This is a genomic window from Staphylococcus simiae (genome assembly GCF_017357005.1).
In the GTDB taxonomy this organism is placed as follows: domain Bacteria; phylum Bacillota; class Bacilli; order Staphylococcales; family Staphylococcaceae; genus Staphylococcus; species Staphylococcus simiae_A.
In genome coordinates this window covers 2,559,373-2,574,209 of sequence record NZ_CP071589.1, presented here as the reverse complement: position 1 = coordinate 2,574,209, position 14,837 = coordinate 2,559,373, and the positions used below count along the sequence as shown (strand labels likewise).

Below are 14,837 nucleotides of genomic sequence, written 5' to 3'. Positions count from 1 at the left end.
ACTATTTTTCCATCTACCAAGTGTTTTTGTGTGGGTCATACTAGTAAGCAAAAATATTAAGTTTGTATGGTTGTTTACCTATAATAAATCTAAAAATATAGAATTCACGCAAGATCATTCCGACACCAATACATAGTCCAATAATAAATAGCAATGATATTGCTAAGAACACAATAGTATTGTCTTCGAAAATGTTTGTGTAAGCAAATAATGAATCTAAAATAATTGGATGTAACAAATAGATAAAGAACGAGAATGCACTAATCATTTGAACGGTGTTGAATAACATCGTTTTAAAATGAGTACATATACCTAATATAGCGATAAACATAACACTATTATAAAGCGTTAATGAATATGAAAAACTTGTGACATTCCAATAATCACCATTAGATAAAGCGATAAATACAAAGTATGATGCGACTGCTAATACTAGAATAATGACTAAAAAGCGATCTAAGAAATTAAGAACTCGATCATAATTATATCCAATATAAGCACCTAGGAAGAAATAGAATATCCATCCAAAGATAATAGTGTTTTCACTTAAAGGATAATAATGTAGTACAGCAGCATGGAATTGTGAATTGTTAGAGAAATAGTATAGGAATACTTGTTATACGATAAATGATAGTAACAACAGAATCTTACTATTAAATAAATTGTAATTTATTTTAAAGATAATATAACTCAAAATAAAGAACTGCATGATAACAACAATAAAATAACCATACCATTGTCCAAGTAATACATTTTCAAGGAACTGCTTACTAAATGATGAATTTGTTAATAATGATTCGCTATAGCTATAAAATAACCCCATTAAAAGATAAGGAATTAAAATATACTTGATACGCGAAGTAAGGTATCTATATGTAACCTTTTGATAATTCAATGTTGTTAATAATTGAGACAAGATAATAAAGCAAGGTGTACCAAAGATAACAATATTTCTAATGTAAAATTGTAATACGAGTGAACCACCTTCTAAATTTTCGTGTTCCAAGGTAATTTGAGTTAATAAGTGTGTAATAATGATAATCGTACAAATTAAAGCTCGTAAGTATACTAATTCAAGTCTAATCTTCTTCATGAAATCCGTCCCATCTCTTAATTAAATGCTCGAATGCATCATCACTAATCAATATTCTTGGGATGAAGTAGTCGTCGGTGTCTGGCGTGACTGCTTTTTCTTCTAATGAAAAACCATATTTAATACCTGCTTTTTTAAGAGCGGGCAATTTATCATCATTCATTAAACCGTAAGGATAGGCAAGTGTTTTTTGAGGTTTATGAAAATGTTTAGTTAAATAATCGGTGCTTTTTTCTAAATCTTCAGTAATTTTACTGTTCGATGTTTGTAGCATTTTTGATTTGTCATTTTTATACAGTGAATGTAAATTGTTAGTATGCGTTTCAAATTCCCATAAACCTGAACTATACATCTCTTTTAACTGTGATTCAGTAATCATATTTAAGTTATGGAAATTCTTTTCACCAACATGTCCCGTAATGACAAATCCAGTTGCTGGAACTTTATATTTCTTTAATATTGGATAGGCATTTTCATAAATTGTAGCATCCATATCATCGAAATTTATCCAAACACTACGTTTAGGAAATTTGCCTTTCTCCTTGTAATAAAGAAACTCTTTTAATGTTAAGAATTTAGCATCATGTTTTTTCAACCACTTAATTTGTGACTCGAATTGAGATTTAGAAACACTATAGTTCTTAATTTCTTTACTACTAGAGAAGAAATAGATGAAGTTGTTGAGAAATCCAGCTTTTCTTACTCTATGGTAGTTAAGTGCTAAGGCACTATTTTTATGATATTTAAGTTTTGTAGGCTTACCATCATCACTATCTGCATATGCAACATTGTGAATTGGAGTAATCATTGGTAAGATGAGAATGATACTCATTACGATAAGTAAAAATTTATTTGGTTTCACGCTGATGTCTTCCTTTCTGCCACCTTTGAATTAACAAGCTAATTGTAAAAAAGACAAAGATGATAATTGAGAAGATCCCCATTGTTTTGAAAATTTCGAATATTTCTTTATTTTCGATGTTTAGAGCAACACGAATTGTGATAATACTTTCATCTTGGATATCAAAGATTGTGCCAATATAAACAAGTAGTACAACGACACAATAAATCCAAAAGACACAAGAAATCGCAACTAGTGATGTTTCTCTAACTATATTTAAGGATGATTTTAGCGTTGGATATTCCCTCTGTCTGGGCTTGACCATGTTGCGTAACCACCTTTCTTTCTTTTTAAAGCCTTAGGAAACGCGACTAATACAACTGCGGCATTGATAATCCAATAAACAGTTGGGTACCAGCTGACGAATATCAGTCCGGCCATATTTTTCTTTTCGTAGCGACTATCGATAAAGAGTGCGACTGTAAATTGAACAACGTTTATAAATGTCATAGTAAATGATGAAAACAAGAAAATAGAAAAACTATATGTCATAAATGTGTAATCTAAGAAATTAGCAGTGATGATTAAATATCCTAAATATAAGAGAACAATGTATACCCATAAAATTGAGATAATTTGTTCAAACATTAATATATATAGTGGGAATTTTCTTTTTTTCATCGTTGTGAAAAAGTCCCTAAGTAATACTTCGTGACCACCTTGCGCCCAGCGAACACGTTGTTTCCATAAACCTCCCAATGTTTCTGGAACAAGCATCCAACACATTGCGCGTGGTTCATACTTGATATGATAACCAGATAAATGAAGTTTCCAAGATGCAGCAATATCTTCTGTAATCATATCAGTATCCCAGTAACCAACATTTTCAACTGCACTTTTTTTGAATAATGTGAAGACACCCGAAATCGTATTAACAGCACCAGCAAGTGTTTGGCTACGCTTAATACAACCAATTAAGCTAGCATATTCGATCGTTTGGATTTTACCTAAAATAGAACTTTTATTACGTATTCTAGGATTGCCAGTGACCGCGCCAAGTTTTGGATCATGTTTAAAGTTCTCGATCATGTAATATGGTGCATCTTCAGCCACAATTGTATCGGCATCTAAGCACATAACATAATCATAAGATGCATGTTTAATACCTTGGTTAAGGGCATTTGCCTTACCTCTGTTTTCTTGCAAATCTACAAAGATGAAGTCATTATTTGGATCTTCTTTCATTTTGTAGATAAGTTCAGCTGTGTTGTCAGAACTACCGTCATTAATAATGATGATTTCTTTTTTCTCATATTTTAATGACAATACGTTAGACAACGTGTCTTCGATTGTCTCGCTTTCGTTATAACACGCGAGTAAAAATGAAATACCTTCCAATTTTTCAGGATCAATGTCTAATTTTCGGTTCATTTTATGTGTAATTTCTTTAGTAAAGAAGTAATAAATTGAACCTACAATCCAATAAATAGACATGAAAACTGGATAAAAAAGTAAAAAGTTAAAAAAATGCAAGATGTTTACCTACCTTTCGTTAGTTAGGTTGTAAGCCATATGGTAATTGATAGTATTTTAATTTGCAATAGATTGTTGTTATAATTAAACGGAAATATTTGTAATTGCAACTTAATTTTCCTGTAACATTATGTGATTAATTTTCCGTAGGGGGTTTGAAAAATTGAAGGATAAGATTATTGATAATGCAATAACCTTATTTTCAGAGAAGGGGTATGATGGTACAACACTTGATGATATAGCTAAAAGTGTGAATATAAGAAAAGCTAGTGTCTACTATCATTTCGGTTCGAAAAAGGATATTTATGAACGAAGTGTAGAATGCTGCTTTGATTATCTGGCCAATACTATTCTGATCAATCAAAATAAATCCAATTATTCTATTGATGCACTATATCAGTTTTTATTTGAATTTATTTTTGATGTTGAAGAAAGGTATATTAGAATGTATGTCCAATTGTCTAATACACCTGAAGAGTTTTCTGAAGATATTTATAATCAAATTCAAAGCTTAAATAGTAAGTTAAGCGACGAAGTATCAAGGTTTTACGATGAAACGAAGATGACAATGTCTGAAGAAGATTTTAAAAACTTGATATTGCTGTTTTTAGAAAGTTGCTATTTAAAAGCGTCATTTTCTCAAAAATTTGGAGAAGTTGAAGAGAGTAAAAATCGCTTTAAAGATGAAGTTTATTCACTCTTGAATATATTTTTAAAAAAATAAACACGTAATATTTTTGTAATAAAAGACTTCTCTCTGTAATAAAAGACATGATATTAATTTTAAAAAATTAGTATAGTTGACAACACACCTCAGAATTGAGATTCTTAAATATAGGTAATATATATAAATAAAATACAATACATTAAAATAAATATCAATTATAATTTGTGGTTATTCTTTGGGAACTTGTTTAAGACATCTAATATTACCGTGTAAGTGCGTAACATTGATTTAACCCTAATGGTATAAGTATTATCCCCTAAAGTAACGTAATCACCGAGACTTTATTTGGATAACATCCAATATAAATAAAGTGCATCATATGAGTCTCTATCTATAAAATACTGAATACTCACGTCTAAAGTCGATATAAGAACACTACTTTAGTATTCGGTATCTACCGCAAGGATAGGTGCTATTTTTAGTATTTTAATAAATCGGATTGATGAAAAGATTGTTAATTTTTTCGTCAGTCCGATTTTTTTGTTTGGGATATATGTCACTTTAACGTTATTGAGGTAACTAGGGTAAGCAATTAGAACTCTGATAACCAATATTATCAAAAGATTTATAGTTGTGTCAGTCATGGAAGCGTATAGTAATAAGCATGTGTATTTAACAATTTTACTTTGAAGTATGCCAGAATGTAGTGACATTTGCTTTTTCAGTTATATTTAACTTAATTATGTCACTCAACAAGTCGTAATCAATGGAGTCATGCCATTTTATGCGAAAGATAAATTCAGTGTGACTATAACCGTTATCTTGAATTCGTTGAGTGACATACTTTAAACAGCCTGGTTCTGGTGATATAGTGACATGATTTTTAGCAATACTAAAACCAATAATAAACGTTTGGTGATGTGTAAATATAGGTTGATGCCATTTAATGGTACATTGTAATTCTGGAAACTGTTGTTCAATCCATTGAAAAAGAACATTTAATTTATGTCGATGGCTATCTTGAGTCATATCTGAAAGGAATACTTTGTACGCTTTAGTCACAAATAAACTTCCTAATTGTTTTCATTATCATAGCACGATGATTCATAAATCTTTTGATATATGCTTAACTTTTGTCTAACAACTATGTTAATAGGGAATAACTTAGTATTAAGCTAAAAATAATAAACACTCATGATGTATTCATTGAAGAATTTTAGGAGGAAAAGTTATGGATTATACGTTACTAGGGAACTCTGGACTGAATGTTTCAAAATATGCTTTAGGTACAATTCCTTTTGCTGCTACACATGGCTTTGAAAATGCTGGCGGTATGTCTAAAAAAGATATTGATCGTATGATTGATTATGCGTTAGATGAAGGCATCAACCAATTTGATACGGCGAACTTGTATGCTAAAGGTGATGCTGAAAAAGCTTTAGGAAAATCTATTCGCAATAAACGAGAGCAAATGGTTATCAGTACCAAAACAGGTTTTCCATATGATAATAACCCTAATAATATAGGAGCATCTCGACTTAACATTGAACGTTCAATTGATCATTCTCTTAAACGTTTAGGTACAGATTATGTTGATTTATATTATGTTCACGTATGGGATGGTCAGGTACCTGTTGAAGAAACGGTACAAACGATGAACGATTTGATTCGTGGTGGGAAAATACGTTATTGGGGTGTGTCAAATTATAGTGGTTGGTCATTAGCTAAGACGCATACTTATGCTGTACAAAACCACTTAGCACCACCAATAGCTCAACAAATTTACTATACACCTGAGTCTAGAGAAGCTGAATATGAATTATTGCCTGCTGGTAAAGAACTTGGTATTGGTAATAGTATTTGGTCTCCATTAGGTGAAGGTATGTTAACAGGAAAAATTACCAAGCAACATAGACAAGGTGACAAAGGTACACGTCAAGGTGATGGTTGGGCTGAACCGTATATTAAGGATGCTGATCTATTTTATAACTTGATTGATGTATTGACACAGATTGCTCATACCCATAGTGTATCAGTACCACAAGTTGTTTTAGCGTGGTTACGCCAAAGACCTAATGTTGATTCGATTGTCTTAGCAGCACGTTCAAAAGAACAGTTACAAGATAATATTGCCTCATATCAATTACAATTAACTTCTGAAGAAATTGATATGATTTCAACATTAACGACACCAGAACCTATCTATCCATTATGGCATCGTGCTATGAACGCTTATGATAGAGCATCGAATGCAGAAAAATCATATCTAGCAGCATATAATCAACTGATGTCTAAAAAACCAAATATCATTCAAAAATATTAATATAATAATTTATTTATATTTAAAAGGCTGTCAACAACATTTGTTGGCAGTCTTTTTTTGTTCAGATATTTAATGAGTTATTTTATATCAAAAATTAGTGAGTTATATTAATCCATTTACAAATCAAGATAAAAAAGTTCAAGAGATAGACACAAATTAAATTTTGATTTTGTTTTTAAAGTTAATAAAAAAATTAACATTATAGAAATAAATTTTTGTTTTTAAGATAAAAGAGTGATATAAAAAATTGATTTTTAAAAAGAATCAAATACTAAAAAGAGAGCAATGAAAAGAAGTTCATTTAGATAGAACTGTAAAAAATTATAACTTTGTTAAATTGTTTTTGCAGCAAAAATGAATATTTGACCGTATTGATCATGCTTTTCATTTAATCAAAATTAGAAATAAATAAACAATTCAATTAAAATTTATTTTAATATAAAAAATATAAAGTTGACGATATTAGTATAAACTAATAATATGATTGATACATAGTTAATTATGTAAAATACAACAGTATAAAACTATATGTATTCATATTTTTAAAAATATGTGATATTAAATTGTTTTAAATTGTTGGACGAAGGAGAATGTAAATGAAAAAAAGAATTGGACCTATTAAAAAGAGAGTGGATTTCCAATCAAACAAATTGAATAAGTATTCAATCAGAAAATTTACTGTAGGAACAGCATCTATTTTGGTAGGAACAGCAGTACTTTTTGGAGCAAATAAGGAAGCAGAAGCAAGTGAGATACATACTGCAACTTTGAATGACAATCAAACGAATGAAGCAAATTCAGTTAATTCTGAAGGAGCAACGGAAACACCAACTGAAGCAACAACTATGAAAAATGTTGATAATCAAGAATCACAAGTAACACCTGAAAGACAGGGTAAAACTGATGTTGTATCAAAAGATGAGCAACCTCAAAGTAATATGAGTAATACTAAGGACGAAAGTTCGACAGTTAAAACATCTGAAATTGAAGATGAAAAAACAATACAAGAAGATAAATCAGTAGATTCTACAACAGAAACAGCATCTACTGTGACAACACAAGATAAAGAAAATAAGAAAACTACAGAAACATCAGCCACAAGAACAGAATCTGCGCCACAACCTCAAATTGACAATAGTAAAGTTGAAACACGAACAGCTATTAACAATGAACTTGCATCTAATAAAGATATGGCAAAATCAACAGCAAGTACTAATACCGAAATAATCACTCAAGAAAAAAATTATGAACAGTCAAATACAGCTATTGAAAATATCGTTAACAAACCAACAACAGAGTCTAAGAAAACAGCTTTAGCTAATTACATCGCTAATAATACTAATGTGTCAACAGAAGAAGTAAAAACATCTTTAAAAGATACGGATATTGATTTTAATAATTTAACAAATAAAGATGTTAAGGCAGAATTGTTAAAAAATTATGCACAAAAAGCAGAAGCTAATAGTGCCTATGCTACAGCACCTAGAACTTTTAGAAGATTAGCAGTTACAAATCCACAAGGTACAACAACTGCACAACCAACAGCATTCGTGGCTGCGGCAGCAACAGGTCAAGATGTTAGTGATTTAGTAAAAGCGACTAATATGACTTTAGATGTTAATCCAAGTGGTTATTCACAAAATGGTGTGGAAGAATTCAGACCTAAAGCAAATGGTTATATGAGAGCTAAATTTGATTTCACAGTCGATAATAGTGTTAAAGCCGGAGACACTTTTAAAATGACTTTTGGTGATTATTTAAGACCGGGAACATTGACGTTACCATCAGATACTTACAAAATTTATTATGGTAATGGTAGCGAAGTGTTGGCAAATGGTGTTTATGACAAGGCGACGAATACGATAAATTATACCTTTACTGATATTGTTGATAAATATGATAATATCAAAGGTTATGTCAATATGACAGCCTTTAATAGACAAGAGAAAACAACTGTAGATAATAAAGTTTACCCTATGAGTTACACATTTGCTGGTGAAACATTTAATAAAAATGTAGTGGTTAATTACAATAATAATAAAAAGTCAATTATTGAAGGATTTACGAACTATGTTGATCCAGTAAATCATAGTAAAACAGTAGCGGCTTATATTAATGAAGCTGGTAATAGTGGTAAAGATTATTACAATACAAAATTTGAAACTAATTTAAGTAAGTTACATTTTGATCCAAGTAAAAGTAATTTTAAAATTTATGAAGTTAGCGCAAATGATATGGTTGATAGTTTCTATCCTGACTACAGTAAATTGAAAGATGTTACGAGTCAATTTAAAGTCAATTATACTAACAATAACAAAACTGCAACTATTGATTTTGGTTCGAATTTAATGAATGGTAAAAGATATATTGTGCAACAAACAGCATTTGAAGATGATGATTTCACATATGGTCAAGCTTCACTTGATTGGAAAGTAACAGTACAAGATATAAATAACCATAGAGTTGCAACAAATCTAACGAATTTCTATCAATTCCAAAACGGCTCAAGTGATAGTAGCGGTGAAATACCTGATAGTGATTCAGACTCAGACAGCGATTCAGATTCCGATAGCGACTCAGACTCAGACAGTGATTCAGATTCCGATAGCGATTCCGACTCAGATTCAGACAGCGACTCAGATTCCGATAGCGACTCAGACTCAGATAGTGATTCTGATTCGGACAGCGATTCAGACTCAGATAGCGATTCAGATTCCGACAGTGACTCAGATTCCGATAGTGACTCAGATTCAGACAGTGATTCTGATTCCGACAGCGACTCAGACTCAGATAGCGATTCAGACTCAGATAGCGACTCGGACTCAGATAGCGACTCAGACAGTGATTCCGATTCAGATAGCGACTCAGACTCAGACAGTGACTCAGATTCAGATAGTGACTCAGACAGTGATTCCGATTCAGATAGCGACTCAGATTCCGACAGTGACTCCGATTCCGATAGCGATTCAGATTCAGACAGCGACTCAGATTCCGACAGTGACTCAGATTCAGACAGCGATTCCGATTCAGACAGTGACTCAGATTCAGACAGCGATTCAGATTCAGACAGTGATTCTGATTCAGACTCAGATAGTGACTCAGACTCAGATAGCGATTCAGATTCAGACAGCGATTCCGATTCCGATAGCGACTCAGACTCAGACAGTGATTCAGACTCAGACAGCGATTCAGATTCAGACAGCGACTCAGATTCCGATAGCGACTCAGACTCAGACAGTGACTCAGATTCCGACAGTGACTCAGATTCCGATAGTGACTCAGATTCCGACAGTGACTCAGATTCCGATAGTGACTCAGATTCCGACAGCGATTCAGATTCCGACAGTGACTCAGACTCAGATAGTGGCTCAGACTCTGACAGTGATTCAGATTCCGATAGCGATTCAGATTCCGATAGCGACTCAGACTCAGATAGCGATTCCGACTCTGACAGCGATTCAGACTCAGACAGCGATTCCGACTCAGATAGCGATTCAGATTCAGACAGTGATTCAGATTCCGACAGTGACTCAGATTCAGACAGCGATTCAGATTCCGATAGTGATTCAGATTCCGATAGCGACTCAGACTCAGACAGTGATTCAGATTCCGATAGCGATTCCGACTCAGACAGTGATTCCGACTCAGATAGCGACTCAGATTCAGACAGTGACTCAGACTCAGACAGTGACTCAGATTCAGACAGTGATTCCGACTCAGATAGCGACTCAGACTCAGATAGCGATTCCGATTCAGACAGTGATTCAGATTCAGACAGCGATTCAGATTCCGATAGCGACTCAGACTCAGATAGCGACTCAGATTCGGACAGCGATTCAGACTCAGATTCCGACAGCGATTCAGACCATCATGAAGGAACACCAGAACATGATCATCATGATGGACATGGAGAGCCAAAACACGGTCATGATGAAGGATTACCTGAAACTGGTAACAATGATACTGCTAATAATGGAACATTATTTGGTGGTTTACTTGCAGCGTTAGGATCATTGTTCATGTTCGGTAGACGTAAGAAAAAAGAAGAAAAATAATTAAATTTTAACTAAATAAAAAAATTGTTAAAGAAGATTAACTCGCTCCGTATTAATAGAGATATGGAGCGAGTTTTTATATATTGCTAATGTCACTACATAAAACAATAAAGAATTAAAATATAACACTATAAAATCAATGTAGTTGTCATAATAAATATGTCGATTGTAAGATGATTTTATATGATAATATGTCATAGTATTAGAAGGGGTGATGATATGCATTTTAGGCATGCAACTTTAAATGATTTAGATGAATTGATTAGAATTGAAAATATAGGCTTTTCAGAAGAAGAGCGTGCGTCAGCTGAAGCGTTAAGAGAGAGAATTAATTGTATCAATGATACGTTTATCGTTTTAGAAGATAATGGAGCAATTGCGGGGTATATTAATGGACCAGTCATAACTCAAAGATACATTACCGACGACTTATTTGAGCATATTGATTATAATCCTGAGCAAGGCGGTTATTTGAGTATCTTAGGTGTTGCTGTAGCACCTGAATATAGGCACCAAGGTATTGCTGGACGCTTGTTAAAATATTTTGAACAACTGGCGCAACAACATCAACGCACAGCTGTCACATTAACTTGTAAAAATGAATTAGTATCACTCTACGAACATTATGGTTATATTAATGAAGGTGTTTCTGAGTCTTCTCATGGTGGCATCACCTGGTATAACTTAGTAAAAGATGTTTATTGAGTGACAATAGATAATGAAGTAAAAGTACTATCATTATGAAAAAATAGCTGATAGACTAGCAAGCAACGTATCTATACTTTTATATATAAGGAGACGGAAATGGAGACGATTTATGTAGCTGGTGGATGTTTATGGGGTGTTGAAGCATTTTTTTCAACAATTCCTGGAATTATATCTACAGAAGCAGGGCGTGCAAATGGTTCATCTTTAGATTTACAAGGAGATTATGATGGCTACGTTGAATGTGTGAAAATAGATTTTGATCAATGTAAATTAACGGTATTTGACATTATGACATATTTATTCGAAATTATAGACCCATATAGCATCAATCGCCAAGGTAATGATGTTGGTCGTAAATATCGTACAGGTATTTATAGCGTAGTGAACCAACATTTAATTGAAGCACGACAATTTATCAATCAGAGACAAGATAGAGCGCGTATTGCAGTAGAAGTCTTACCTCTATCTAATTATGTTAAAAGTAGTGAAGAACATCAACAACATTTGAAAAAATATCCAGAAGATATCGCGATGTGTCACATTCATCCAGAGTTATTATATAAATATAGATATGACAATTAAAAATAAAGAAAGGTGTGAATGATGATGCCAACATTCAATGCCAACGACATGTCTGCTAAAGATAATTATAAACTATTGATAGGGTCAATTATTCCTAGACCTATAGCATTCGTCACTACAATGAATCAAGATCAATCTATGAATGCAGCACCTTTTAGTTTCTTTAATATTGTTAACAATGAACCGCCAATGATAGCGATAGCTGTACAACGATCTAACGGAAAACGTAAGGATACAGCAGTTAATATCGATAGTAATGGTGACTTTGTTGTACATATTACTGATAAAAATAATGTTGCTGATATTAATGAAACGGCAGCACCTTTGCCATACAGTGATAGTGAGTTGAATCGCACCACTTTTACAACAATACCATCAACCAATATTAAAACGCCCGGTATTAAAGAAGCGAGTATTCGTTTAGAGTGCCGCTTAGATCAAATTATTGTTTTAGGTTCCGAAGACAATGGTGCGGATTTAATCATTGGTGAAGTTGTGACATATCATATAGAAGATGATGTATATAAAGAGAATTATAAAATAGATGCTACGCATTTAAACGCAGTATCACGTTTAGCGGGTAATGACTATGCTAATATAGGTGACATATTTACTATAGATAGACCAATAGAATAAAAATTGGCATGAGTATCAATGAATATTTTGAGCGCATTTATACAAAAATCCCCCCTGTAAATTAATGATTTGCAGGGGGTTAATTCAATAGTTAATTATTTGTTTTTGCTACCACCAATAGTATCTAATAGGCTTAATGTAGCAAGTCCAACTAAATCAAGTGCATGTTGTGCACCTTTTTTACCTTGGCCAGCTTCGAAGTGTTTATAGGCAGCGACACTTAAAATACCAATCGTTGATAAAGAAGCAAGTCTTGAAACGTTTTTGTTTAAGAAACTTACTGAATATAAAGCAGCTGTTGCAGCTTCAGCAGCGCCTACATATTTAACCATGCTTGATGGTAAACCAAAGACATTTGAAAATGTATCTTGCATACCTTGGTCACCTTTTAATTTTGGTTTACTCGCTTCGTATAGTTCTTTAGCAATTTTTAAATTTGTTACATAACGTAAAATCATAATTCATTTCCTCCAAATAGTTAATTATTATTAAAGTGCTTATCAACGATAGGTTTTACTCTTTCGCCAAACAATCGAATAGCTTCCATTGTTTTATCGTGTGGCATAGACCCTACAGGTATGTGCATCATAAAACGGTTAATACCTAAACCTTCTATCGTCATAATGATTTTCTGTGCTACAGTTTCAGGACTACCTAAGTAAAGTGCACCTTGGTTGCCAATTTCACGTTCAAATGAATTTTCATCATAAGGTGGCCAACCTCGCTCTTTTCCCAGTACGTCTTGGTGTGCTTTCAAAGAAGGGAAGAACTCATGTCGGGCTTGTTCATCAGTTTCAGCAATGTAGCCCCAAGAATGTACGGCGATAGGTAACTGTTCACTATTATGGCCATAGGCTTCAGCAACTTGTTTATATACTTCGATATTACGTGTAAAACGCATAGGGTTGCCACCAATGATAGCATATACAATAGGTAAACCTAAAGCGCCAGCTCTTAAAGAAGACTCCGGAGTGCCTCCAGTAGCAATCCATATTGGTAAATCACCATGTTCAGTTCGTGGGTATACAGCAGCTTGTTTTAAACTAGGTCTAAGTGAGCCCTCCCAAGTGATGACTTCATGTTGGTTGATTTGTAACAGTAGTTCCAATTTTTCATTAAATAAAGTTTCATAATCGTCTAAATTAAAGCCGAATAATGGAAAGGATTCGATAAATGAGCCTCTACCAACCATGATTTCAGCTCGACCATTTGACACAGCATCTAAAGTTGAGAATCGTTCATAAACACGTACAGGGTCATCTGATGATAATACTGTGACAGCTGATGATAGCTTAATATTTTTCGTTCTACTTGCTGCAGCAGCCAGAACAGTTACAGGATCAGATACAGCGTAATCTTGACGATGATGCTCTCCTAAACCATAAATATCTAACCCCAATTGATCTGCTAGTTCTATTTCTTCAACAATATTTCTTATTCTTTGTGCTTGTGGGATAGCCTTTTCAATACCATTAGGTGTATGAATAGGTCCATTATCAGCAAAAGAAGTTAACCCAAGTTCGATTTTCATTAGTACACCTCTTTGGGTATATTTTTTATACTGGATTCATTGTAATGCGCAATAAGAGTTCTGTCAATGATTATATTTCGAATTAGAGATTTTTATTGCATAACTTTTATGAAGCTTATAATTATGGTTATAGAGCCTGGGACAAAATGTATTTTACACTTAAATTTAAGCATTTGGCAGTAACTGTCTGGTTTTCAAAGCGTTGATAAATCACCATTTTGAAAACCTAGTCAGTCTTGCCGGGGTGGGAGGGACCCGTCATAGAAAAATTTTATAATTAAAATTTTTACTTTAATGTGCAAGACGGGCAAGGTTGGGCAAGAACTAGTAAAGATTGTAAATCTAACTAGTTCTAAATGTGCAAGACGGGCATCTACGAAATAAATTTTATATAAAATTTATTTCTGTCCCACTCCCATTTAGATGTGGTTTTAAAATGATAGTACGTTTAAGATCAATCGGAAGTAAAATGTGGGAGAGGTGCGAACGATATGCAATATGTATCAAAACAAGGAGCTAGTAGGTATTTAAAAATGCTCTTAACCTTATAAAAAGAAAATAAATGATATCAAAGTTAAGAAACTATTTTAATAATTTTAAAAATCATTAAAGTAATACTTTTTACTTTATGCTTAATATAGTAAATTATCATTAATAGAATTTGTTAAAGGGGCTAGATTTTTATGTGGTTACGATTTTCTGTGCAATTAATTATGTCTATCTTGATGCTGATTTTTATATATCAGCAGGTAAATCAGAGTCATTTAGATTTTTGGTTTATTATTTATTTTTTACTTTTTATGGTTGTGATTTTATTTTGGCCAGCTTCGAAAAAACGAAAGTGAACTATGAATTGACGTATTTTGAA

12 protein-coding genes and 1 pseudogene are annotated in these 14,837 nt (G+C 32.9%); 6 read left to right on the top strand and 7 right to left on the bottom strand.

The window, feature by feature from the left end; translation table 11 throughout:
- Positions 1-40: 40 nt before the first annotated feature.
- The 4 genes and pseudogenes from icaC to icaA all read right to left on the bottom strand — a co-directional run bounded on the left by icaC (position 41) and on the right by icaA (position 3,467).
- A pseudogene (gene icaC / locus J3R86_RS11880) lies at positions 41-1,093 on the bottom strand (polysaccharide intercellular adhesin biosynthesis/export protein IcaC).
- Entirely contained in the window at positions 1,080-1,955 is an 876-nt protein-coding gene (gene icaB / locus J3R86_RS11875) for an intercellular adhesin biosynthesis polysaccharide N-deacetylase (protein WP_207517477.1), read from the bottom strand. Before icaB ends, icaC begins: the two are co-directional and overlap by 14 nt.
- Positions 1,942-2,259 carry an intracellular adhesion protein IcaD gene (gene icaD / locus J3R86_RS11870; RefSeq protein WP_207517476.1) on the bottom strand — a complete coding sequence of 106 codons (318 nt, stop codon included), beginning with the start codon at positions 2,257-2,259 and terminating at the stop codon, positions 1,942-1,944. The genes icaB and icaD overlap by 14 nt, the downstream gene beginning before the upstream one ends.
- Positions 2,223-3,467: a poly-beta-1,6 N-acetyl-D-glucosamine synthase IcaA gene (gene icaA / locus J3R86_RS11865; RefSeq protein WP_207517475.1), complete on the bottom strand. Its 1,245-nt coding sequence runs from the start codon at positions 3,465-3,467 to the stop codon at positions 2,223-2,225. Before icaA ends, icaD begins: the two co-directional genes overlap by 37 nt.
- A gap of 163 nt (positions 3,468-3,630) precedes the next feature.
- Here icaA and icaR point away from each other — a divergent pair, with 163 nt between their 5' ends.
- Positions 3,631-4,191: an ica operon transcriptional regulator IcaR gene (icaR, locus tag J3R86_RS11860; RefSeq protein WP_207517474.1), complete on the top strand. Its 561-nt coding sequence runs from the start codon at positions 3,631-3,633 to the stop codon at positions 4,189-4,191.
- A 624-nt stretch (positions 4,192-4,815) separates the two neighbouring features.
- Here the strand turns inward: icaR and J3R86_RS11855 are convergent.
- Positions 4,816-5,196 (bottom strand): iron chaperone, encoded by a 381-nt coding sequence (locus J3R86_RS11855; protein WP_207517473.1) that lies wholly within the window; start codon positions 5,194-5,196, stop codon positions 4,816-4,818.
- Between the two features lie 169 nt (positions 5,197-5,365).
- Between J3R86_RS11855 and J3R86_RS11850 the strand changes: the two genes are divergently transcribed.
- The 5 genes from J3R86_RS11850 (at position 5,366) to J3R86_RS11830 (ending at position 12,438) form a co-directional block, all read left to right on the top strand.
- A complete protein-coding gene (locus J3R86_RS11850; RefSeq protein ID WP_207517472.1) occupies positions 5,366-6,457 on the top strand; it encodes an aldo/keto reductase in 1,092 nt (363 codons plus the stop codon).
- A 596-nt stretch (positions 6,458-7,053) separates the two neighbouring features.
- The gene (locus J3R86_RS11845; RefSeq protein ID WP_207517471.1) at positions 7,054-10,512 is read left to right on the top strand and encodes an Ig-like domain-containing protein; all 3,459 of its coding nucleotides are present in this window, start codon (positions 7,054-7,056) and stop codon (positions 10,510-10,512) included.
- 219 nt (positions 10,513-10,731) lie between these two features.
- Positions 10,732-11,217 carry a GNAT family N-acetyltransferase gene (locus J3R86_RS11840; protein ID WP_207517470.1) on the top strand — a complete coding sequence of 162 codons (486 nt, stop codon included), beginning with the start codon at positions 10,732-10,734 and terminating at the stop codon, positions 11,215-11,217.
- Positions 11,218-11,316: 99 nt separating this feature from the next.
- Positions 11,317-11,802 (top strand): peptide-methionine (S)-S-oxide reductase, encoded by a 486-nt coding sequence (locus J3R86_RS11835; protein ID WP_207517469.1) that lies wholly within the window; start codon positions 11,317-11,319, stop codon positions 11,800-11,802.
- Between the two features lie 24 nt (positions 11,803-11,826).
- On the top strand, positions 11,827-12,438 hold the full coding sequence (locus tag J3R86_RS11830) for a flavin reductase family protein (protein WP_207517468.1): 612 nt from the start codon (positions 11,827-11,829) through the stop codon (positions 12,436-12,438).
- A gap of 95 nt (positions 12,439-12,533) precedes the next feature.
- Here J3R86_RS11830 and J3R86_RS11825 read toward each other — a convergent pair whose 3' ends face one another.
- The gene (locus J3R86_RS11825) at positions 12,534-12,896 is read right to left on the bottom strand and encodes a hypothetical protein (RefSeq protein ID WP_207517467.1); all 363 of its coding nucleotides are present in this window, start codon (positions 12,894-12,896) and stop codon (positions 12,534-12,536) included.
- Positions 12,897-12,916: 20 nt separating this feature from the next.
- Positions 12,917-13,969 (bottom strand): LLM class flavin-dependent oxidoreductase, encoded by a 1,053-nt coding sequence (locus tag J3R86_RS11820; RefSeq protein ID WP_207517466.1) that lies wholly within the window; start codon positions 13,967-13,969, stop codon positions 12,917-12,919.
- Positions 13,970-14,837: the final 868 nt, after the last annotated feature.

Coding starts and splice junctions, on each gene's coding strand:
- icaD (WP_207517476.1), bottom strand. CDS start 2,259: ATGGTCAAGCCCAGACAGAGGGAATATCCAACGCTAAAATCATCCTTA.
- J3R86_RS11850 (WP_207517472.1), top strand. CDS start 5,366: ATGGATTATACGTTACTAGGGAACTCTGGACTGAATGTTTCAAAATAT.
- J3R86_RS11845 (WP_207517471.1), top strand. CDS start 7,054: ATGAAAAAAAGAATTGGACCTATTAAAAAGAGAGTGGATTTCCAATCA.
- J3R86_RS11840 (WP_207517470.1), top strand. CDS start 10,732: ATGCATTTTAGGCATGCAACTTTAAATGATTTAGATGAATTGATTAGA.
- J3R86_RS11835 (WP_207517469.1), top strand. CDS start 11,317: ATGGAGACGATTTATGTAGCTGGTGGATGTTTATGGGGTGTTGAAGCA.
- J3R86_RS11830 (WP_207517468.1), top strand. CDS start 11,827: ATGCCAACATTCAATGCCAACGACATGTCTGCTAAAGATAATTATAAA.
- J3R86_RS11825 (WP_207517467.1), bottom strand. CDS start 12,896: ATGATTTTACGTTATGTAACAAATTTAAAAATTGCTAAAGAACTATAC.
- J3R86_RS11820 (WP_207517466.1), bottom strand. CDS start 13,969: ATGAAAATCGAACTTGGGTTAACTTCTTTTGCTGATAATGGACCTATT.